Genomic DNA, 22,571 nt, shown 5'->3' with positions numbered 1-22,571 from the left:
CAGACCTTTGTACTGCTGCACCGCATGCGTGTTGACCAGCATGACGTGGTGACCGGCCGCTTGTAGGCCGTCCACCAGCCAGTACCAGTTGAAGGTCGACTCCACCGCAACCCCGTAGAGATCGTTCTGGAAAGGCTGCAGCGCCCGCTCGATGGTGGGCAGGTCGTTAGGTAGACGTTCCTGATAAAGCACGCTGTCATTCTCATCAAGAACGACAGCGACACTATTGTTTGAATGCAGGTCGATGGCGCAGAATAGAGTCATGTCAGCCTCCTGTAGCGGCAGTGTGTTTGCCAACTACCAGCCTACTCCGGATGACGGACTATGGGAGGCTGGCTACATGATTTTCAGATGAAAGCTTTCATCTGACCCCGGGTTAGGCCTGGCCGCCGGATTTTGGCTCTGAACCGGAATTTCGGGCACAAAAAAAGGGGCCAGAAGAAAGCGTTCTTCTGACCCCCGTCTTTACCGCTGGCTATCAGTCAGTGAAATCGGTCGGCTGCTCGCCTTCCTTCACTTCCTTCATGGACAGCTTCACGCGGCCGCGGTTGTCCACGTCCAGTACCTTGACCAGGACTTCCTGACCTTCGCTGAGTTCGTCGGTGACGTTCTCGATGCGGCGGTCGGAGATCTGGGAGATGTGCACCAGACCATCCTTGCCGGGCAGGATGTTGACGAAGGCACCGAAGTCCACGATGCGCTCAACGCGGCCCTTGTAGATGGCACCAACTTCGATCTCGGCGGTGATTTCCTTGACGCGGTTGACCGCAGCCTGGGCGGCGGCCTGGTTGTCCGCGTAGATCTTCACGTTGCCGTCGTCGTCCAGGTCGATGGAGGCGCCGGTCTCGTCACAGATACCACGGATCACGGAGCCACCCTTGCCGATCACGTCACGGATCTTGTCCGGATGGATCTTGATGGTGGTGATGCTCGGTGCGCGATCGGACAGCTCGGAGCGCGGCTCGGCGATGACCTTGTTCATCTCGCCCAGGATGTGCAGACGCGCTTCGTGGGCCTGCTCCAGGGCAAGTTCCATGATCTCGTCGGTGATACCGTTAATCTTGATGTCCATCTGCAGGGCAGTAACACCGTCTTTGGTACCGGCTACCTTGAAGTCCATGTCGCCGAGGTGATCCTCGTCACCCAGGATGTCGGTCAGAACCGCGAACTTGTCGCCTTCCTTGACCAGGCCCATGGCGATACCGGCTACGGCCGCCTTGATGGGTACACCGGCATCCATCAGCGCCAGACTGGAACCACAGACAGACGCCATGGAGCTGGAACCGTTGGATTCGGTGATCTCGGATACGGCACGGATCGCGTACGGGAATTCTTCCAGGGTCGGCATGACTGCCAGGACACCACGCTTGGCCAGACGGCCATGACCCACTTCACGACGGCCCGGAGAACCGACACGACCAGCTTCGCCTACGGAGTACGGAGGGAAGTTGTAGTGGAACAGGAACGGATCCTTGCGTTCGCCTTCCAGGGCGTCAATGATCTGCACGTCCCGGGAAGTACCGAGGGTGGCAGTCACGATGGCCTGGGTCTCGCCACGGGTAAACAGGGCGGAACCGTGAACGCTGGGCAGAACGCCCACTTCGATTTCGATCGGACGAACGGTCTTGTTGTCACGGCCGTCGATCCGCGGCTTGCCATCGATAACCTGCTGGCGAACCACGTTCTTCTCGATCTTGCCGAAGTACTTCTTGACCTCTTCCTCGGACGGCTGACCTTCCTCTTCGCCGGCAAACTTCTCTACCGCCGCGGATTTGATCTCGCCCAGACGCTCGTAGCGGGCCATCTTGTCACGAATACCGTAAGCTTCTTCGATAGCACCGCTGAATTCGCCCTTGATGGCTTCGAGCAGCTCGGTGTTCTCCGGCTCCGGCTTCCACTCCCAACGCGGCTTGCCAACTTCCGCGGCAAATTCCTTGATAGCGGAAATAGCAGTCTGCATCTGCTGGTGCGCGAACAGAACACCACCAAGCATCTGGTCTTCGCTGAGGCCATCGGCTTCGGATTCAACCATCAGCACCGCGTCTTCGGTACCAGCCACAACCATGTTCAGCATGGAGCTTTCCAGCTGTTCAAAGGTCGGATTCAGGAAGTAGCCGTTGTCGTCGGTGAAGCCGACACGGGCGGCACCGATCGGACCGTCAAACGGAATACCGGAAACGGCCAGTGCCGCAGAAGCGGCCAGCATCGCAGCGATATCCGGATCGTGTTCCTTGCTGGCAGACATGACGGTACAGATCACCTGTACTTCGTTCATGTACCCATTCGGGAACAGCGGGCGGATCGGACGGTCGATCAGGCGGGAGGTCAGGGTTTCCTTCTCGGAAGGACGACCTTCGCGCTTGAAGAAGCCACCCGGGATCTTACCGGCGGCGTAGGTCTTCTCCTGGTAGTTTACGGTCAGCGGGAAGAACGGCTGACCCGGCTTCGCTTCCTTGGCACCGACTACGGTACCCAGAACAGCGGTGTCACCGGTAGAGACCAGGACCGAACCGGTTGCCTGACGGGCAATACGGCCGGTTTCCAGGGTGAAGGTTTCCCCACCCATTTCGAATGTTTTCTTGGTTGGTTGCAAATGCACAACAAACTCCTGCTTTTTCAGTCATGAATCCGGGGTTTGCCGTGAAGGTGGGGTCAGATGAAGGCTTTCATCTGACCCCGTTTTCAGGCCGAACCCGGAGTGTTGAACCTGGGGTCAGATGAAGGCTTTCATCAGACCCCGTTTTCAAGTCAGCTCCAGAGTATGGAACCCGGGGCCAGATCAGCTGATCTGACCCCTTTTTTATCTGACTGCAGGTGCTTGCGTGATACTCGGAAGGGACAACCCGTCTGAAAGCTAACAGGCTGTTGCAAAACCCCGGTCAAGAGGAGGGCTCATCGATGACATCCGGCCCGGGCTTTTCAACAACCTGCTATCAATTTCGGCTTTCGGTTACGACAGGGAATCCTTCGGTATCACTGACAAATCAACTGCAGCTTTTTGCGCTTGAGAAAAGCTCAACCGGGGGCCCGAAGGCCCACCGGTTGACGGCCTGTTCCAGCACGGGGAACAGGCCCCAGGTCGAAAACCCGGATTAGCGACGCAGACCCAGACGCTGGATCAGGTCCAGGTAACGGTCAGCGTTCTTGCGCTTCAGGTAGTCCAGCAGCTTACGACGCTGGTTTACCATCCGGATCAGGCCGCGGCGGGAATGGTGATCCTGCTTGTTGGCCTTGAAGTGATCCTGCAGCTTGTTGATGTTGGCGCTCAGCAGTGCCACCTGAACTTCAGGGGAACCGGTATCGCCTTCACCTTGCTGAAAATCCTTGACGATCTGTGCTTTCTCGTTGGCAGAAAGTGCCATATTTCACCTCATTGGTTGCGATGCTGATAAATCCGGCCGAACCGCGCATCTCTACAGCCCGGCTATGCAGCGCCTCGACTAACGTCCGGCGCTGCCTTTCACCAGCCGGCGGGGGACCAACAGGACCCTCTCGCCTTCCGGGAAAGCTTCTGCCAACCCGATGAAGCCCTGCTCGCCGTAGAGGCGCACATAGCCTTCAAGAGGTTGACTGCTTATTCTAACCTGTTGCCCGTTCAAGATCGATACCGCTGCACTTCCCTCCAGACGCACCTCCGGGAACATGGACAGCGCGCTGTCAGGCGCCTGGAGCAGGCCATCAAGGCTCTCGCCGCGCTCTCGCATGGCTTCCAACTCACTGACGTCATGGGCGTTTGCCAGGGTAAACCCGGACGCCATGGTCCGGCGCAGGGCACTCACATGGGCGCCGCAGCCCAGGGCCTGGCCGATGTCCTCAACCAGTGAGCGAATATACGTACCCTTGGTGCAGCTGACCGCCAGGTCCATCTCGTTGTCCCGTAGCTCCAGCAGGGTCAGCTCGTAGATGGTGACCGGACGCGCCGGTCGCTCAACCTCGATGCCTTCCCGGGCATACTCGTACAGGGGGCGCCCCTTGTGCTTGAGGGCGGAATACATGGAAGGAACCTGCTCGATGGCACCCCGGAAGCGTTCGAGAACGGCTTCCACCTGGTCCGCATCGAGAGGCGGCACCGGCTTCTCCTCGACGACCTTGCCCTCACTGTCACCGGTTTCGGTGCGCACACCGAGCCGGGCCGTGGTGATGTAGGCCTTGTCGCTGTCGAGCATCATCTGGGAGAACTTGGTGGCTTCCCCGAAGCACAGGGGCAGGACGCCCGTGGCCAGCGGATCAAGGGCGCCGGTATGGCCGGCCTTCGCCGCGCCATACAGTCGCTTTACTTGCTGGAGGATACCGTTGGAAGTGACGCCCTGGGGCTTGTCGATTACCAGAATGCCGTTTACATCACGGCCTTTGCGTCTTCGGCTCAAGCGTCTCGCTCCGGATTGTCCGAGACCGGATCGTCATTGTCATCCCGGGGTACGGCCGGCTTGTCGCCAACCGCATCACGGATGAGCTTGTCCATTTTCCGGCTGTGACCGAGCAGGGTGTCGAAGTGGAAGCGCAGGTGGGGAACCACCCGCAGCTTCATCGCACGCCCCACCTGACCACGCAGGAAACCGGCCGCCTTGTTCAGGACGGCCAGGGACTCCTTGACCTCCGGAGACTCTTCAGTGAGTTCCTCGGTGGAGAGCAGTGAAACATAGATGTCGGCATAGCCCAGGTCACGGCTGACTTTTACGTCATTGACCGTAACCATGCCTACCCGCGGGTCCTTGATTTCCCGCTGGATAAGCTGGGCCAGCTCCCGTTGCATCTGATCGCCGATGCGATCCAGTCGGCTGAACTCGCGTGCCATCAGGCCCCCGTAGATTCGAGCTTACGCTCGACCCTGACGCGATCGAACACCTCGATCTGGTCACCGACCTTCACGTCGTAGCCCTTGACGCCGATGCCGCATTCCATGCCGTTACGGACTTCCGGTACGTCGTCCTTGAAGCGACGCAGGGATTCCAGCTCGCCCTCAAAGATCACCACGTTGTCACGCAGTACCCGGATCGGCTTGTTCCGGTAAACGGTGCCTTCAACCACCATACAGCCGGCCACCTGGCCAAACTTCGGTGAGCGGAAGGTGTCCCGCACCTCGGCGATACCGACGATGTCTTCCCGGAATTCCGGTGCCAGCATGCCGGTCAGGGCCGCCTTCACGTCATCGATCAGGTTGTAGATGATGCTGTAGTAGCGCAGATCCAGACCTTCCTGCTCCACCAGACGCTTGGCAGCGGAGTCGGCACGGACGTTGAAGCCGAAGATAACCGCGTTGGTAGCGGCCGCCAGGCTCACATCCGTCTCGGCGATACCACCGACACCGGAGGACACGATCTTGACCTGGACTTCGTCGTTGCCAAGATCCAGCAGGGCCTTGGTAATCGCTTCCAGGGAACCGCGAACGTCGGTCTTCAGGATCACGTTCAGGGTCTTGACCTCGTCCTTGCCCATGTTCTCGAACATGTTTTCCAGCTTGGCCGCCTGCTGGCGCTGCAGACGCTGCTCACGCTCACGGGTCTGACGGAACTCGGCCAGCTCTTTGGCCTTCTTCTCGTCGGCCACGGCAAAGAACTCGTCACCGGCATCCGGGGTGCCGTTCAGGCCGAGAATCTCGACCGGAATGGACGGACCTGCGTCCTTGACCTGCTTGCCGGCTTCGTCAGTCATGGCGCGAACCTTACCGAAGAAGGAACCGGCGACAACCATGTCACCCTGGCGCAGGGTACCGTTCTGAACCAGAACCGTCGCCACCGAACCACGGCCACGCTCCAGGCTGGACTCGACCACAACACCCTTGGCCGGTGCGTCCGGAGAGGCTTCCAGCTCCAGCATTTCCGACTGCAGCAGAACCGCCTCGAGCAGGTCGTCGATGCCCTGGCCGGTGTGCGCGGATACCGGCACGAACTGGGTATCACCACCCCAGTCTTCCGGGATCACGTCCATACCCGCCAGCTCGTTCTTGATGCGGTCCGGATCGGCCTCTTCCTTGTCCATCTTGTTGATGGCAACCACGATGGGAACGCCGGCAGCGCGGGCATGATCCACCGCTTCCTTGGTCTGCGGCATCACGCCGTCGTCGGCCGCCACGACCAGGATAACAATATCGGTACACTGGGCACCGCGTGCCCGCATGGCGGTAAACGCTGCGTGGCCCGGGGTATCCAGGAAGGACACCATGCCGTGGTCGGTTTCCACGTGGTAGGCACCGATGTGCTGGGTAATACCACCGGATTCGCCCGCGGCCACCTTGGTGCGACGGATGTAGTCCAGCAGCGAGGTCTTGCCGTGGTCAACGTGACCCATCACGCTGATAACCGGCGCCCGTTTGATCTTCTCTTTGCCCTCGGCGGTTTCGGTGAGCTCGCTCAGAACCTCTTCTTCGAAGGCATCTTCGCTGACCGCCTTGGCCTTGTGACCAAGCTCCTCGGTTACCAGGATGGCAGTCTCCTGGTCCAGGGCCTGGTTGATGGTGGCCATCACGCCCATACCCATCAGGGTCTTGATAACGTCTGCGGCCTTGACGGCCATGCGCTGGGCAAGGTCACCAACTGTAATCGTTTCAGGAATCTCTACTTCTCTGACCATTGGTTTGGTCGGCCTCTCGAAGCCGTGACGCTTCTCTTTGGGTTTCTTTTTCATACGCAGCGACTTGCGCGGCGCAGACTCTTCCTCGTCCTCGGACAGCACAACCGGCTCTTCCACCGGACGACTGCGAGGACCGCGGTGACCAGCCTGCTTCTTCTTCGGCTTGCCTTCCTCGAGTTCTTCACCGCGTTCACGGCCCTTCTCTTTCTTCTTCTTGGGCTTGCGATCCTTGCCTTCTTTCTCGGGCGGCGGGATCGGCACTTCTTCCGGCTGCAGCTCGGGCTCAACGGCAGGCTCTGCCGCTTCCACGGGCTCTTCGGCCTTCGGAGTTTCTTCCTTCGCGGCAACCTCGGCCTCTGCCGGCTTCTCGGCCTCCGGCTTCGGTGCTTCGGCTTCAGCAGCCACCTTTGGTGCTTCTTCCGCAGGCGCAGCGGCCTCTACCGGCTTCTGCTCCTCGAGTTTCTCTTCCGGCTTGGGCGCTTCCGCTTCAGGCTGCAATTCTGCGCGTTTGATGTACGTGCGACGCTTGCGAACCTCGACATTCACTGTCTTGGCCTTGCCCGCCTTCAGGGTCGTTGTGGTCTTGCGCTTCAGGGTGATCTTGCGGGGCTCTGCCTCCGCCTCACCGTGCGTCTTTCTCAGATAGGCCAGCAACTGCTGCTTCTCATCGCTGGTTACAGCGTCGTTCTCGGAACGGGCATCAAGGCCTGCCTCGACAATCTGCTTCAGCAAACGATCCACGGGAGCGCCTACATCTGCGGCCAGTTGTTTTACCGTTACTTCAGCCATACTGGTCCTCCTCCCGAATTAAGCCTGGTCTTCAAACCAGGGGGCACGCGCCGTCATAATCAACTGACCGGCACGCTCTTCATCCATACCTTCAATATCGAGCAGGTCATCTACTGACTGCTCGGCCAGATCTTCCATGGTGCGAACACCCATTCCGGCCAGTTTGAATGCCAGCGCCCGATCCATGCCTTCCATATTCAGCAGATCTTCAGCCGGCTCGGCACCCTCGAGCGCCTCTTCACTTGCCAGCGCCTGGTTCAGCAGAACGTCCTTGGCGCGGCGGCGCAGCTCGGTCACCGTTTCTTCATCAAAACCTTCGATCGACAGCATTTCCTCCATCGGGACATAGGCAACTTCTTCCAGAGAAGTGAAGCCTTCCTCGATCAGCACGCTGGCGAATTCCTCATCAACATCCAGGTTGGCGGTGAAATGATCCACCAGGCGGTTGTATTCCTGCTCCTGACGCTCACCGGCTTCTTCCTCGGTCATCACGTTCAGGGTCCAGCCAGTCAGCTCCGTCGCCAGGCGCACGTTCTGGCCGTTACGGCCGATGGCCTGGGCCAGGTTGTCCTCGGCTACCGCCACATCCATGGTGTGCCGGTCCTCGTCGATGACGATGGAGGCCACTTCGGCCGGCGCCATGGCGTTGATCACCAGTTGTGCGGGGTTGTCGTCCCACAGCACGATGTCCACACGCTCACCGCCCAGCTCGTTGGAGACGGCCTGGACACGGGAGCCACGCATACCGACACAGGCACCGACCGGGTCGATGCGACGGTCATTGGTCTTGACCGCAATCTTGGCGCGGGAACCGGGGTCACGGGCAGCACCGCGGATCTCGATCAGGTCTTCGGCAATTTCCGGCACTTCGATGCGGAACAGCTCGATCAGCATCTGTGGCGCGGTCCGGCTCAGGATCAGCTGCGGGCCGCGGTGGTCGGTGCGGATCTCCAGCAGCAGTGAGCGAACGCGGTCACCCATCCGGAAGGTTTCCCGGGGAATCAGGTGTTCCCGGGGCAACAGCGCCTCGGCATTGCCACCCAGATCCACGATGACATTGTCGCGGGTCACTTTCTTGACGGTGCCGGACACCAGTTCACCCACGCGATCGCGGTAGCTGTCCACAATCTTGGACCGCTCGGCTTCGCGGACCTTCTGGAAGATGATCTGCTTGGCAGCCTGGGCGCCAATACGGCCGAAGGAAACAGACTCAACCTTCTCCTCGTACATGTCGCCGGGTTTCAGGTTCGGATCAATTTCTTCCGCTTCCTGGAAGGTCAGCTCAGTCCCCAGGGCAGGAACCTGATCGTTGTCGACCACCAGCCAACGGCGGAAGGTCTCGTATTCACCGGTGCGGCGATCAATGGCAACCCGGATATCCGCTTCTTCATCCTCGTAGCGTTTTTTGGCAGCGGTGGCGAGCGCAAGCTCGATCGCTTCGAAAATCACATCCTTCTCGACACCCTTCTCGTTCGAGACGGATTCGACCACCAGCAAGATCTCTTTACTCATTGGATTGCCCTGCCCTCAAAATAAACTGTGCGTCCACTGACTTTTCAATTCGACTCATTCAAATACCGGGACGATGTGTGCCTTTTCGATGCTGTCGAACGGCAACAGGTATTCGTGGTCATCCACCACGATCACCACATCGTCTCCTTCAACACCCTTGATCAGCCCCTGGAACTTGCGACGACCCTCGAAGGCCATGCGCAAACGGATCTTGACCTGATGGCCGACAAAGGCCTCGTACTGTTCAAGGCGAAACAGCGGGCGATCCATCCCCGGGGAGGAAACCTCCAGGGTGTACTCGGTCTGGATGGGGTCTTCCACATCCATCACACCGCTGATCTGACGACTGACTTTCTCGCAGTCGTCGATGGCGATGCCGTTCTCGGCATCGTCGATAAAGACACGCAACAGGGAGTGGTGGCCCTGGGAACGGAATTCAATCCCCCAGAACTCGTACCCCAGACCCTCGACGATCGGCCGAAGGAGGTCTTCCAGTTGTTTAATCTTGGCTGACAAAGTTATGCCATCTCCATTTCAGGAATTTTTACCGGCCCCACAAACAAAAAAAGGGCTGTTGATCAGCCCTTTTTATGCACCAGGGCCCGATGCGCCAGGCCCCTTAATCAAAAAGCCCCTGAAATTGGGGCCTTTTGTCGCAAGAACTCACAGAAAGCCGCTCTCACTACGAGCATGACCTCCTGCTGACAGACACCTGGCCTGCCAGGAAACCGGGGAACAGCCCACCGGCTCCAATATCCGCCGGAGTATAGAGACGCCGGCTGGACTGGTCAAGGACTGACCAAAAAAAACGGCCTGGAAAGTCCAAGCCGTTTTTCTTCAATATGGTGCCCGGGGCCGGACTCGAACCGGCACGGCTTTCGCCACTACCCCCTCAAGATAGCGTGTCTACCAGTTTCACCACCCGGGCAACACCTCTTACTCGAGCTCGGGAAGATCGGAACCCTTCCCGTTCTCGGCTTCGCTGCTATCAGCGGGGTCTGCAGCAGGCTCGGCCGGAGCCTGCTCGGCGGATTCCTGTACTACCGGAATACCTGCCTCGCCCGCCACTTCGGCACGCTGCTTGGCGAACACCGCCAGCGAAAAACTTGTCACGAAGAACACGATCGCCAGGATCGTGGTCACACGGGTCAGGAAGCTACCGCTACCCTGACTACCAAATACGGTCTGGGAGGCACCGCCACCAAATGCGGCACCAGCGTCGGCACCCTTGCCCTGCTGGATCAGAACGAGACCCACCAGTGCGACGGCAATGACGACGTGCACAACAACTACCAGTGTTTCCATCCAATCCATAACGAATCCCGCGAACCTTTAACCTTTGGTACCCGCCGGCATGGACCGGCAAATACTCACAAAATCTTCTGCAACCAGCGATGCACCGCCGATCAACCCGCCGTCGATATCCGGCTCGGCGAACAAAGCGGCCGCATTATCCGCTTTTACACTGCCGCCGTAAAGCAGAGAAATACCCTCTGACGGCGCGCCCATCTCAGCCAGCACCTTGCGGATTGCCGCATGCATGCTCTGGGCATCTTCGGCAGTGGCCGTTTTGCCGGTGCCGATGGCCCAAACCGGCTCATAGGCAACCACAATATCCGACCACTGACCGGCTTCCACACGGGCAAGCCCCTGCTTGACCTGGGCAGCCACAACCGCTTGGGCCTGCCCCGCTTCCCGCTGTTCGAGCGTCTCGCCAACACAAACCACGGCAGCAAGACCACTGGCCAGAACCCGCTCCACCTTGGCGGCAACCACGTCATCCGATTCGCCGAAGTACTCGCGACGTTCGGAGTGGCCGACCAGGGCGAAACCACAGCCCAGATCTTTTGCCATGTCAGCGGCTGTCTCACCGGTGTAGGCACCGGCAACCCACTGACTTACGTTCTGGACGCCAACGCCGAGCACATCACCCGACTGATCAAGCACATCCCGGACATACAGGGCCGGAGGAATAATAACAACCTCCACGCCATTATCAAGGGTGTCCGCCTCAGCCCGCACATAACCGACAAGCTGCTTTGCCAGGTCCGCAGACCCGTTCATTTTCCAGTTTCCGGCTACGATCTTGCGACGCATAACTCTTCCCGAACGTAAGGGAGGGCGAACTATACAGCAGTCCCTGCCCTCACACAACCGATTGAAAACGCAAAATTACCTGCTCGATTGCTCGACCACACCGGCCAGCTCTTCGACCACCCGGACAATGTCCGCCTCGACCTGGCCTTCAACCATAACCCGGATCAAAGGCTCGGTGCCCGACGCCCGCAGCAGGACCCGACCGGCTTCGCCCAGCTCCGCTTCGGCCTGGCGCAAGGCGTCAACGATGTCGGCACGGGACAACGGGTCAAAACGCTCCGCCACACGTACATTGATCATCTTCTGGGGCAGTTTGGTCATGCCCTGGCGCAGCTCGGCCAAGGTCTTGCCGGACTTGTGGATGGCCAACATCACCTGCAGGGCCGAGACAATGCCATCACCGGTACTGGTGCAGTCCCGGATCACCATGTGGCCTGAGCCCTCGCCACCAAGCACCCAATTATTGGCGACCAGTCGTTCCATCACGTAGCGGTCGCCCACTTTGGCGCGCTCGAAGTCGATACCGGCATCCTTCAGCGCCAGCTCAACGCCGAGATTGGTCATCAGAGTACCAACCACGCCCCCGTTCAGACGACCTTCGGCATAGCGCTGGGAGGCAATGATGTACAGCAACTCATCGCCATCCACCTCGGAGCCATCGCGATCCACCATCAGCACCCGGTCGCCGTCGCCGTCGAAGGCGATACCCAGATCGGCCTTCTTCTCCAGCACCGTCGCCTTGAGCGCATCCAGGTGGGTAGAGCCAACATCCAGATTAATGTTCAGGCCGTCGGGGTCGGCACCGATGAGTGATACTTTGGCACCGAGCTCCCGGAACACCTTGGGCGCCACGTGATAGGTAGCACCGTGGGCACAATCCAGGACCACATGCAGGCCGTCCATAGTGAACTCGTTGGGCACCGTGCTCTTGCAGAACTCTACGTACCGGCCGGGAGCATCATCCACCCGTGACGCCTTGCCGAGCTCGGAGGGCTCGCACACTTCCAGCGGACGATCCAGCCAGCGCTCGATTTCCGCCTCAAGGGCATCGTCGAGCTTGGTGCCGGCCGATGAGAAGAACTTGATGCCGTTGTCGTGGTGCGGATTGTGGGACGCACTGATCACGATGCCGGCGGAGGCCCGGAAAGTACGGGTGAGATAGGCAATAGCCGGCGTCGGCATCGGGCCGAGCAGCTTTACGTCCACACCGGCAGCAGACAAACCGGCCTCCAATGCGGATTCAAACATGTAACCGGACAACCGGGTGTCCTTACCGATCAGCACACTGTTGCGCTGACCATCCTTCTTGAACGCCTGGCCGGCGGCCCAGCCCAGGCGCAGCATGAATTCCGGGGTAATAGGGAACTCACCGACCCGGCCACGAATGCCGTCGGTACCAAAATATTTGCGATCGGACATCAACCCGCCTCCTTCATGGCCGCCACTACCCTGACGGCATCCACTGTTTCCCTGACATCGTGGACACGCACGATGCTGGCACCTTTCATGGCGGCTATTGTCGCGGCCGCGATGCTTGCGGGCAACCTTTCATCCACCTCGCGACCGGTAATCTTGCCCAACATGGATTTGCGGGAGATACCAATCAGCAGGGGGTGCCCCAGGATATGGAGCTGCTCCATGGAGGCGAGCAGCTGCAGGTTGTGCTCCAGGCTCTTGCCGAAACCAAAGCCTGGATCGAGGATGATGTTCTCCGGGAGCACGCCGGCCTGCTCCGCCACCCGCATACGTTCGGTCAGGAACGAACTGACCTCCCGGCGGACGTTGCGGTACTCCGGGCGGTCCTGCATGGTGTCCGGCTCGCCCTGGATATGCATGATGCACACCGGAATGCCGGCCGCAGCGGCCGCCTGCGGGGCACCACTGCGCTGAAGCGCGCGTACGTCATTGATCAGTCCGGCACCCAGCTTTGCTGTCTCGGCCATCACTTCCGGAGAACTCGTATCCACGGAGATCACCGTATCCAGCTCCGCCGCGATTGCTTCCACCACCGGGCAGACCCGATCCAGCTCCTCCTGCAAAGACACGGGAGCCGCGCCGGGGCGAGTGGATTCACCACCGACATCAATGAACGCCGCACCATCGGCAACCATTTGCCGGGCCCGAACCAGGGCCGCATCCCGGGAGTTGAATTTTCCACCGTCGGAGAAGGAATCCGGGGTAACGTTGAGAATTCCCATGACATGGCAGCGGGACATATCCAACACCCGCCCGGCAAAGCTCATTTCCATAGCAAACCTTTCCTGAAGAATATTCAGCGGTACCAAAAACAAACGCCGCCCGGAGTCCGGGCGGCGCATTCAATCGACCTGTTTGTGGGTCAGGGAGCGGGTCAGTGCTCTCCGGCCGGCCGACCTACACCAGGCTGGCGACCGTCATCGGAACCCTTCGGCTCCGGAGCCTTTTCCGGCTCGCCGGCCTGCACACCACCGGCCGGGCCACTACCACCCCAACCCTTGGGCGGACGCGGTTCGCGGCCTTCCATGATGTCATCGATCTGGTAGCGGTCGATGGTTTCATACTTCATCAGCGCTTCCGCCATGAGGTCCAGCTTGTCCCGGTTATCGATCAGGATCTGCTTGGCAGTCTCGTAGCAGGTATCGATGATGTTACGAACCTCTTCGTCGATCCGCTGGGCGGTCTCCGGCGAGTAAACAGTCTGCGACTGACCGGCTGAACGGCCCAGGAACGGCTCTTCGCTGTCGGTATCGTACTGCAGCGGACCCAGCTTCTCGGACAGACCCCAACGGGTCACCATGTTACGGGCCAGACTGGTAGCACGTTCGATGTCGTTGGAGGCACCGGTGGTGACACCGTCGAAGCCGAGGGTCAGTTCTTCCGCGATACGGCCACCGAACAGACTGCAGATGGAACTGATCAGGAAGCGCTTGCTGTGACTGTACTTGTCTTCTTCCGGCAGGAACATGGTCACACCCAGGGCTCGGCCACGGGGGATAATGCTCACCTTGTACACCGGATCATGCTCGGGCATCAGACGGCCGACGATGGCATGCCCAGACTCGTGGTAAGCAGTGTTCCGCTTCTCTTTCTCGCTCATGACCATGGACTTGCGCTCGGCGCCCATCATGATCTTGTCCTTGGCGAGCTCGAACTCTTCCATGGACACCAGACGCTGGTTACGGCGTGCCGCAAACAGGGCTGCCTCGTTCACCAGGTTGGCGAGATCGGCACCGGAAAATCCGGGGGTACCACGGGCAATCAGGGAAGGCTCTACACCGTCTGCCAGGGGCACTTTCTTCATGTGCACCTTCAGGATCTGCTCGCGGCCAATGATGTCGGGCAGGCCAACCACCACCTGGCGGTCAAAACGACCCGGACGCAGCAGGGCCGGATCCAGAACATCCGGACGGTTGGTGGCGGCGATCACGATCACGCCTTCGTTACCTTCAAAGCCGTCCATCTCGACCAGCAGCTGGTTCAGGGTCTGCTCACGCTCGTCGTGGCCACCACCCATGCCGGCGCCACGGTGGCGACCGACCGCATCAATCTCGTCGATGAAGATGATGCACGGGCTCTGTTTCTTGGCCTGCTCGAACATGTCACGGACACGGGATGCACCCACACCCACGAACATTTCAACGAAGTCGGAACCGGAGATCGAGAAGAACGGCACCTTGGCTTCGCCGGCAATCGCCTTGGCGAGCAGGGTCTTACCGGTACCCGGCTGACCGACCATCAACACACCCTTGGGAATGCTGCCGCCCAGACGCTGGAACTTGCTCGGATCCCGCAGGAAGTCGACCAGCTCTTTCACGTCCTCCTTGGCTTCGTCGACACCGGCGACGTCAGCGAAGGTGGTCTTGATCTGGTCTTCACTCATCAGGCGCGCCTTGCTCTTGCCGAACGACATGGGGCCTTTGCCGCCACCCCCGCCCTGCATCTGGCGCATAAAGAAGACGAATAGAGCTATAATGATCAGTATCGGGAACGCCGCCACCAGCAGCTGTGTCCACAGGCTCTGGCGCTCAGGCTCCTTACCGATCACTTCGACGTTGTTCGCGAGCAGGTCGTCCATCAGCTTGTTATCCGACACCTGGGGCCGGATCGTCTGGAACTGGGAACCGTCACCGCGGGTACCCTGGATGTCCAGACCGTCGATGGTCACCCGCTGAACCTGGCCCTGTTGGACCATCTCCACGAACTGGGAATAGTTGACTTGTTGGCCGGTGGTGGTGGGAGAGAAATTCTGAAACACCATCAGCAGCACGGCGGCTATTATCAGCCAGAGAACCAGATTTTTTGCCATATCGTTCAAGGATCATCACCTGTGAATTGAAGGAAGCCTTATTAAAGACAACCTTTTCCGACACCTTACACCAATTGTACGCTCGTCCACCAGAAACGGCCCATCCGTAGCGGCCGCAGGGAAGGCGGAATCTGAAAACGGGGCGGGGTCCGAAGACGGGGTCAGATGAACGCTTTCATCTGACCCCAACTTCAACTTAACCTGCCCGGGCTTCATATCACCCCTTGAATCCCTTCCCCACCAGGTAGATCTCTCTCGACCTCGCCCGGGAAGAATCCGGTTTGCGGCTTACAACGGTCTTGAAGCTGCCGCGCATGTCAGCCAGCAATGCATCAAAGCCTTCACCCTGAAACACCTTGGCAACAAACACGCCTCCGGGCTGCAGTACCTACCGGGCCATGTCCAGGACCAGCTCCACCAGCCCCATCGCCCGCGGAATATCTACCGCAGCCATACCACTCATATTGGGTGCCATATCGGAAATTACAACATCCGCCTGACGGTCACCCAACAATTCCAACAGTCTTTCGAAGACTTCATCCTCGGTAAAATCACCCTGAACGAAGTCCACACCGGCGATCGCTGGACTTGGACCGAGCCAAACCTACCTCCAAATCTTTCTGGTACAGATCCTTCAGGCCCACCGTCGATACGGGTTAACAAGCATTTGTATGGCGAAGCGATCTGTTACAATCCGCAGATTATACGATTATGCCAGCGTATAAGCCGCTGACCTTTTGTTAATTGCACCTATAAAGAGATTACATCATGAGTCTTTCACCGGAACAGCGCCGGGAATACCGGGCCATTGCCCACAACCTGAAACCCGTGATCATCGTGGGAGACAAAGGCCTGTCCGAAGGACTCCAGGAAGAGCTGGAGCGCGCACTGAACGATCACGAGCTGATCAAGATCAAGGTGGCCAGCCAGGACCGTGAAGCCCGCCAGGAGGCTATCAGTGCCCTGTGCGAGGCGTCCGGGGCCGAGGTGGTGCAGACCATCGGCAAGATTGCCGTCCTGCTGCGCCGGGCCAAAAAGCCGAACCCGAAGCTGTCGAACCTGCTTCGGCATAAGCACTGAGCGAAGCTCAAAAGAAAAAGCCGGCTGCGGGGGACCGTAGCCGGCTTTTTTGTGCCTGGGCTTTGAGTGACGCCCGGAGTCTGGGGTGAAGATGGGGTCAGATGAAAGCTTTCATCTGACCCCGTTTTCACTCACTCGCACCCTCAGATGTACTCCACCTCGGTAATCTCATACTCCACGGTGCCTGAGGGCACGCGGATCGCGACTACATCGCCTTCGTCCTTGCCCACCAGGGCACGGGCGATCGGGGAAGAGATAGAGAGCTTACCCTTCTTGATGTCGGCTTCGTCCTCGCCAACGATCTGGTAGGTCACTTCCTCATCGGTGTCCACGTTCACCAGGTGCACGGTGGTGCCGAAGATAACCTTGCCGGTGTTTTCCATGGTGGTGACGTCAATCACCTGGGCGGAGGCGAGCTTGCCTTCGATTTCCTGAATCCGGCCCTCGATGAAACCCTGCTGCTCTCGCGCAGCATGGTACTCGGCGTTTTCCTTCAGATCGCCGTGTTCGCGGGCTTCGGCAATCGCCGCAATCACCTGCGGACGATCTTCGGACTTCAGCTTCTTAAGCTCCTCGCGGAGGCGGGATTCCCCCTCCTTGGTCATGGGTACTCTGTCAGCCATAGTCTTACTTTCCTGCGTGTAGATCCTGGAGGCGGCGAACAGTACGCTCCGGGCCGAACTTGATGGCCCGGCAGAAGGCTTCGCCACCCGCCAGTGTCGTTGTATAGGTCACCTTGGTCTGCAGGGCCGACTGGCGGATCTGCGCCGAGTCGGAAATCGCCTTGCGACCTTCAGTGGTGTTGATAATCAGCTGCACCTTGCCGTTCTTGATGGCGTCGACGATGTGCGGACGGCCCTCACGGACCTTGTTCACCCGCTCAACCTCGATCCCGGCGGCTTCCAGCGCCTTGGCGGTACCGGTGGTGGCAATGATCTTGAATCCGGCATCCACCAGGTCCCGGGCAACCTTGGCGGCTCCGGGCTTGTCCACGTCGCGCACGGACATGAAGGCGGTGCCCTTGTCCGGCAGGCGCTCACCCACGGCCAGGGCTGCCTTGGCAAAGGCCTCGTCGAAGCTGTCACCCAGACCCATCACCTCGCCGGTGGACTTCATCTCCGGGCCGAGGATCGGGTCAACGGCGGGGAACTTGTTGAACGGGAACACCGACTCTTTCACCGCGTAGTAGCTCGGCACGATTTCCTGGGTGAAGCCAAGCTCCTTCAGGGTCTTGCCGGACATGACCCGGGCCGCGACCGCAGCCAGAGATACGCCAATGGCCTTGGATACGAACGGCACGGTACGGGAAGCCCGCGGGTTCACTTCGATCACGTAGATCTCACCGTCCTGCCAGGCCAGCTGCACGTTCATCAGGCCGACCACATCCAGCTCGATGGCCATCTTCTTCACGGCATCGCGCATCTCGTCCTGGACCTGCTGGGACAGGGTGTACGGCGGCAGTGAACAGGCGGAGTCACCGGAGTGGACGCCGGCCTGCTCGATGTGCTGCATGATGCCGCCGATGACCACATCCTCACCGTCACAGATGGCGTCAATGTCCACCTCGATGGCGGCATTCAGGAAGTGGTCCAGCAGCACCGGGCTGTCGTTGGAGACCAGCACCGCATTGCGCATGTAGCGCACCAGCTCTTCTTCGTCGTAGACGATTTCCATGGCCCTGCCGCCCAGAACGTAGGACGGGCGCACAACCAGCGGGTAACCGATTTCACGAGCCGCCAGGATGCCTTCCTCGTGGCTGCGCACGGTGGCGTTCTGGGGCTGTTTCAGGCCCAGGCGGGTGATCATCTGCTGGAACCGTTCCCGGTCCTCGGCACGGTCGATGGCGTCCGGGCTGGTACCGATGATCGGCACGCCGGCCGCTTCCAAACCACGGGCCAGTTTCAGCGGGGTCTGGCCGCCGTACTGGACGATCACGCCCTTGGGCTTCTCGACGTAGATGATTTCCAGCACGTCTTCCAGGGTAATCGGCTCGAAGTACAACCGGTCGGAGGTGTCGTAGTCGGTGGACACGGTCTCCGGGTTGCAGTTGATCATGATGGTTTCGTAGCCGTCCTCACGCATGGCCAGGGCCGCGTGCACACAGCAGTAATCAAATTCGATGCCCTGGCCGATCCGGTTGGGGCCGCCACCGATAACCACGATCTTCTCACGGTCGCTGGCGTCCGCTTCGCACTCTTCCTCATAGGTGGAGTACATGTAGGCGGTGTCGGAGGCGAATTCCGCAGCACAGGTGTCCACGCGCTTGTACACCGGGCGGATGTTCAGGTCGTGGCGCAGCTTGCGCAGGCTGACTTCGGAGATGCCCAGCAGCTTGGCCAGGCGGGCATCGGAGAAGCCCTTGCGCTTGAGGCGGAACAGGGTGGCCTGGTCGATATCGGCCTTGCCGGCACTTCGCAGCGCCTCTTCCTCACGGATCAGGTCTTCGATCTGCACCAGATACCAGGGGTCCACCCTGGTGTGGGCAAACACGTCCTCGACACTCATGCCGGCACGGAAGGCATCACCGATGTACCAGACACGCTCGGCGCCCGGCACATTGAGCTCGCGGGTCAGGGTTTCCCGGGAGTTCTCGGAATCCAGATCCTCGAGCTTCTCGTCGAAGCCTTCGGAGCCCACTTCCAGGCCACGCAGGGCTTTCTGCAGGGATTCCTGGAAAGTGCGGCCGATGGCCATGACCTCACCCACGGATTTCATCTGGGTAGTCAGGCGGGCGTCGGCCTGGGGAAACTTCTCGAAGGTGAACCGGGGAATCTTGGTGACCACGTAGTCGATGGACGGCTCGAACGAGGCCGGGGTGACACCACCGGTGATTTCGTTCTGCAGCTCGTCCAGGGTGTAGCCCACCGCGAGCTTGGCCGCGACCTTGGCGATCGGGAAGCCGGTCGCCTTGGAAGCCAGGGCGGAGGAACGGGATACCCGCGGGTTCATCTCGATCACGACCATGCGGCCGGTGTCCGGGTTGATGCCAAACTGCACGTTGGAGCCGCCGGTTTCCACACCGATCTCACGCAGGACCGCCAGGGAGGCGTTCCGCATGATCTGGTATTCCTTGTCGGTGAGGGTCTGGGCCGGAGCCACGGTGATGGAGTCACCGGTGTGCACGCCCATGGCATCGAAGTTCTCGATGGCGCAGACGATGATGCAGTTGTCGTTCTTGTCCCGGACAACTTCCATCTCGTACTCTTTCCAGCCGATCAGGGATTCATCGATCAGCAGTTCGTTGGTCGGGGAAAGGTCCAGACCGCGGGTACAGATTTCCTCAAACTCGTCCTTGTTGTAGGCGATACCGCCACCGGAACCACCCATGGTGAAGGACGGACGGATAATGCACGGAAAGCCGATGTCCTCGGCCACTTTCCAGGCTTCGTCCATGGAGTGGGCGATGGCAGCGCGCGGGCACTCCAGGCCGATCTTCTTCATGGCCTTGTCGAAGCGGTCCCGGTCCTCGGCCTTGTCGATGGTGTCGGCGTTGGCGCCGATCATTTCGACGCCGTGCTTCTCCAGGATGCCGTGCTTTTCCAGATCCAGGGCGCAGTTCAGTGCGGTCTGGCCGCCCATGGTGGGCAGCAGCGCATCCGGCTGCTCTTTCTCGATGATTTTCTCGACCGTCTTCCAGGTGATGGGCTCGATGTAGGTGGCATCGGCCATGACCGGGTCGGTCATGATGGTGGCCGGGTTGGAATTCACCAGGATGACCCGGTAACCCTCTTCACGCAGGGCCTTGCAGGCCTGGGCTCCGGAGTAGTCGAATTCGCACGCCTGCCCGATCACGATGGGGCCGGCGCCCAGGATCAGGATGCTTTTGATGTCTGTACGTTTTGGCATGTCTTGGTAAACCTGTCAGCAACTTTTGAATTCTTGCAGCGCAAAACGCGGCGCCTGTGAGCTTTCCGGGGCGATCCGCGCTCAGGCGGATCGGGTTTCCATCAGGCGGATAAACTCGTCAAACAGGGGCGCCACGTCGTGGGGACCGGGGCTGGCTTCCGGGTGACCCTGGAAGCTGTAGGCCGGCTTGTCGGTCCGGCGAATGCCCTGCAGCGTGCCGTCAAACAGGGACTTGTGAGTCGCCTCAACGTTTGCGGGCAATGTTGCCTCGTCCACGGCAAAGCCGTGGTTCTGGCTGGTGATCATCACGGTGCCCTTGGCAATATCCTGCACCGGATGGTTGGCACCGTGGTGACCATGGCCCATCTTCATGGTCTTGGCGCCGCTGGCCAGGGCCAGCAGCTGGTGGCCGAGGCAGATGCCGAAGACCGGGATTTCGGTCTCGAGCACTTCCTGGATGGCCTTGATGGCGTAATCGCAGGGCTCGGGGTCACCGGGGCCGTTGGACAGGAAGATACCGTCCGGGTTCATGGCCAGCACTTCCGAAGCCGGGGTCTGGGCCGGTACTACGGTGATGTCGCAACCGCGGGCGGCGAGCATGCGCAGGATGTTGAGCTTGACGCCGTAATCCCAGGCCACCACCTTGAACTTCGCTTCGGTGCGCTCACCATAGCCGGAGTCGAGGCTCCACTCGGTCTGGCTCCATTGCCAGGTTTTGTCACAGGTGACTTCCTTGGCAAGGTCCATGCCCTTGAGTCCCGGGAACGCCTTGGCCAGCTCCAGGGCGCGCTCGGCGGTGGCATTTTCGCCGGCGACGATGGCACCATTCTGGGAGCCCTTGTCCCGGAGGATGCGGGTCAGGCGGCGGGTGTCGATGTCGGCAATTCCAACAATGTTGTTGCTTCGCAGGTAGTCCTGGAGGCTACCCTGGCTGCGCCAGTTGCTGGCCAACAGGGGCAGGTCCCGGATAATGAGGCCGGCGGCCTGGATGCGGTCGGATTCGATATCCTCTTCGTTGACACCGGTGTTGCCGATGTGCGGATACGTCAGGGTGACGATCTGGCGGGAGTAAGACGGATCGGTCAGGATTTCCTGGTAGCCGGTCATGGCGGTGTTGAATACCACCTCGCCGCTGGTTTCTCCGTCAGCGCCCATGGCGGTGCCGTAGAAGAGGCTTCCGTCTGCGAGTGCAAGGATTGCTGGTGTGCTCAAGGCTTGTATCCTCATCGAGTGGCGGATAAGTTCGTCACGAACAGGAACGCAAGCGCAAATTCAGGTCGCAAAAAAGCGAGAGGGAGTAGAGACTCCGTCCCGCTTTTCATAAAACTCTTTTAGCTTCTCAAAGCTACGCTTGGTGCAGTTAAATCGCCTTATTGTAGGAAATTTGGCGCTTTCTGTCCACGAGAAATGTATTCAATCGGGTTAGGCCGAGAGCCCGGCGGGCGCTTGGTATCTCTTTTCCGGGAACCGCTACGAGCACGTCCATGTGCGCTTGTTTCAGGCCATCCCTGGCCTTCAACATTCCCGGAAAAGAGATACCAATCCCCCGCCTCCGAGCATGCGATCAAACAAAGTCAGCCCTTCAGACTCAGTACGTCCTGCATATCGTACAGACCAGCCGGCTTACCCTCTAGCCACAGCGCCGCCCGCATCGCGCCCTTGGCAAACGTCATGCGACTGCTGGCCTTGTGGGTTACCTCGATGCGCTCGCCTTCGGTGGCGAAGAGGACGGTGTGGTCGCCGACCACGTCACCGGCGCGGATGGTTTCGAAGCCGATTTCCTTGCGGGTGCGCTCGCCGGTGAAGCCTTCGCGGCCGTACACGGCGCATTCTTTCAGGTCGCGACCGAGGGCGTCGGCAACCACTTCGCCCATGCGCAGGGCGGTGCCGGAAGGCGCGTCCTTTTTGTGGCGGTGGTGGGCTTCGATGATTTCGACGTCGTAGTCGTCGCCCAGGGTTGCCGCGGCGGTGCGCAGCAGGTTGAGGACGACGTTGACGCCGACACTCATGTTGGGCGCGAACACCACCGGGATGGATTCTGCGGCCATGGCCAGCTGCTCTTTTTCGGCGTCGGACATGCCGGTGGTGCCGATGATGAGCATTTTGCCGTTGGCCTTGCAGAATTCGGCGTTTTCCAGGGTCAGGTCCGGGAAGGTGAAGTCGATGAGTACATCGAAGTCGTCCTTCGCGTCTGCCAGGCTGCCGACCATTTTCACGCCGGTTTTTCCGATGCCGCTGAGTTCGCCGGCGTCGGCGCCAACGAGGCTGCTGCCGGGCTCGACGATGGCAGCGCCCAGTTCCAGGCCTTCCGTGCCGTCGACGGCTTCGATCAGGACTTTGCCCATGCGCCCGGCGGCGCCGATGATTGCTACCCTCATGTTCGCTTTTCCCT

Annotated in this window: 18 protein-coding genes, 1 tRNA gene and 1 pseudogene; 1 reads left to right on the top strand and 19 read right to left on the bottom strand. The window is 60.0% G+C overall.

Translation table 11 applies throughout. The annotated features are described in order from the left end of the window. The 15 genes and pseudogenes from BM254_RS12365 to BM254_RS12295 form a co-directional block, all read right to left on the bottom strand. The coding region (locus BM254_RS12365; protein WP_139227071.1) for an IS110 family transposase at positions 1 to 264 on the bottom strand (264 nt) is incomplete at its 3' end. 214 nt (positions 265 to 478) lie between these two features. Further along, positions 479 to 2,593, bottom strand: coding sequence for a polyribonucleotide nucleotidyltransferase (gene pnp, locus BM254_RS12360; RefSeq protein WP_175497268.1), 2,115 nt, complete (start codon positions 2,591 to 2,593; stop codon positions 479 to 481). 499 nt (positions 2,594 to 3,092) lie between these two features. Then, positions 3,093 to 3,362, bottom strand: coding sequence for a 30S ribosomal protein S15 (gene rpsO / locus BM254_RS12355; protein WP_092003920.1), 270 nt, complete (start codon positions 3,360 to 3,362; stop codon positions 3,093 to 3,095). 78 nt (positions 3,363 to 3,440) lie between these two features. After that, positions 3,441 to 4,367, bottom strand: a complete 927-nt coding sequence (gene truB, locus BM254_RS12350) for a tRNA pseudouridine(55) synthase TruB (RefSeq protein WP_092003918.1) — start codon at positions 4,365 to 4,367, stop codon at positions 3,441 to 3,443. Beyond that, on the bottom strand, positions 4,364 to 4,795 hold the full coding sequence (gene rbfA, locus BM254_RS12345) for a 30S ribosome-binding factor RbfA (RefSeq protein WP_092003915.1): 432 nt from the start codon (positions 4,793 to 4,795) through the stop codon (positions 4,364 to 4,366). The genes truB and rbfA overlap by 4 nt, the downstream gene beginning before the upstream one ends. Further along, a complete protein-coding gene (infB, locus tag BM254_RS12340) occupies positions 4,795 to 7,359 on the bottom strand; it encodes a translation initiation factor IF-2 (protein ID WP_092003912.1) in 2,565 nt (854 codons plus the stop codon). The genes rbfA and infB overlap by 1 nt, the downstream gene beginning before the upstream one ends. An 18-nt stretch (positions 7,360 to 7,377) precedes the next feature. After that, entirely contained in the window at positions 7,378 to 8,871 is a 1,494-nt protein-coding gene (gene nusA, locus BM254_RS12335) for a transcription termination factor NusA (protein ID WP_092003909.1), read from the bottom strand. 54 nt (positions 8,872 to 8,925) lie between these two features. Further along, positions 8,926 to 9,387 carry a ribosome maturation factor RimP gene (gene rimP / locus BM254_RS12330; protein WP_092003906.1) on the bottom strand — a complete coding sequence of 154 codons (462 nt, stop codon included), beginning with the start codon at positions 9,385 to 9,387 and terminating at the stop codon, positions 8,926 to 8,928. Positions 9,388 to 9,714: 327 nt separating this feature from the next. Further along, positions 9,715 to 9,799, bottom strand: a tRNA-Leu gene (locus tag BM254_RS12325). Between the two features lie 8 nt (positions 9,800 to 9,807). After that, entirely contained in the window at positions 9,808 to 10,185 is a 378-nt protein-coding gene (secG, locus tag BM254_RS12320) for a preprotein translocase subunit SecG (protein ID WP_092003903.1), read from the bottom strand. 18 nt (positions 10,186 to 10,203) lie between these two features. Further along, positions 10,204 to 10,968: a triose-phosphate isomerase gene (gene tpiA / locus BM254_RS12315; protein ID WP_092003899.1), complete on the bottom strand. Its 765-nt coding sequence runs from the start codon at positions 10,966 to 10,968 to the stop codon at positions 10,204 to 10,206. Positions 10,969 to 11,043: 75 nt separating this feature from the next. Then, positions 11,044 to 12,387, bottom strand: coding sequence for a phosphoglucosamine mutase (gene glmM, locus BM254_RS12310; protein WP_092003896.1), 1,344 nt, complete (start codon positions 12,385 to 12,387; stop codon positions 11,044 to 11,046). Next, positions 12,387 to 13,217, bottom strand: a complete 831-nt coding sequence (gene folP, locus BM254_RS12305; RefSeq protein WP_092003893.1) for a dihydropteroate synthase — start codon at positions 13,215 to 13,217, stop codon at positions 12,387 to 12,389. Before folP ends, glmM begins: the two co-directional genes overlap by 1 nt. 101 nt (positions 13,218 to 13,318) lie before the next feature. Beyond that, positions 13,319 to 15,262 carry an ATP-dependent zinc metalloprotease FtsH gene (ftsH, locus tag BM254_RS12300; protein ID WP_175497265.1) on the bottom strand — a complete coding sequence of 648 codons (1,944 nt, stop codon included), beginning with the start codon at positions 15,260 to 15,262 and terminating at the stop codon, positions 13,319 to 13,321. A gap of 208 nt (positions 15,263 to 15,470) precedes the next feature. Further along, a pseudogene (locus tag BM254_RS12295) lies at positions 15,471 to 15,836 on the bottom strand (SAM-dependent methyltransferase); the annotation flags it as partial. A 185-nt stretch (positions 15,837 to 16,021) separates the two neighbouring features. Between BM254_RS12295 and yhbY the strand changes: the two are divergent. Further along, positions 16,022 to 16,333, top strand: a complete 312-nt coding sequence (gene yhbY / locus BM254_RS12290) for a ribosome assembly RNA-binding protein YhbY (protein ID WP_092003891.1) — start codon at positions 16,022 to 16,024, stop codon at positions 16,331 to 16,333. 143 nt (positions 16,334 to 16,476) lie between these two features. On the opposite strand, the gene greA is transcribed toward yhbY, so the two are convergent. The 4 genes from greA to dapB all read right to left on the bottom strand — a co-directional run bounded on the left by greA (position 16,477) and on the right by dapB (position 22,557). Beyond that, on the bottom strand, positions 16,477 to 16,956 hold the full coding sequence (greA, locus tag BM254_RS12285) for a transcription elongation factor GreA (protein WP_092003888.1): 480 nt from the start codon (positions 16,954 to 16,956) through the stop codon (positions 16,477 to 16,479). A gap of 4 nt (positions 16,957 to 16,960) precedes the next feature. Next, positions 16,961 to 20,179 carry a carbamoyl-phosphate synthase large subunit gene (gene carB / locus BM254_RS12280; RefSeq protein WP_092003885.1) on the bottom strand — a complete coding sequence of 1,073 codons (3,219 nt, stop codon included), beginning with the start codon at positions 20,177 to 20,179 and terminating at the stop codon, positions 16,961 to 16,963. A gap of 81 nt (positions 20,180 to 20,260) precedes the next feature. Beyond that, positions 20,261 to 21,391, bottom strand: a complete 1,131-nt coding sequence (gene carA / locus BM254_RS12275; protein ID WP_175497264.1) for a glutamine-hydrolyzing carbamoyl-phosphate synthase small subunit — start codon at positions 21,389 to 21,391, stop codon at positions 20,261 to 20,263. Between the two features lie 362 nt (positions 21,392 to 21,753). Continuing rightward, a complete protein-coding gene (gene dapB, locus BM254_RS12270; protein ID WP_092003878.1) occupies positions 21,754 to 22,557 on the bottom strand; it encodes a 4-hydroxy-tetrahydrodipicolinate reductase in 804 nt (267 codons plus the stop codon). Between the last annotated feature and the right edge of the window lie 14 nt (positions 22,558 to 22,571).

This window comes from Marinobacter pelagius (assembly GCF_900114925.1).
In the GTDB taxonomy this organism is placed as follows: Bacteria; Pseudomonadota; Gammaproteobacteria; order Pseudomonadales; family Oleiphilaceae; genus Marinobacter; species Marinobacter pelagius.
The sequence above is the reverse complement of the archived record's forward strand: the minus strand, read 5'-3'. Positions and strand labels throughout refer to the sequence as shown.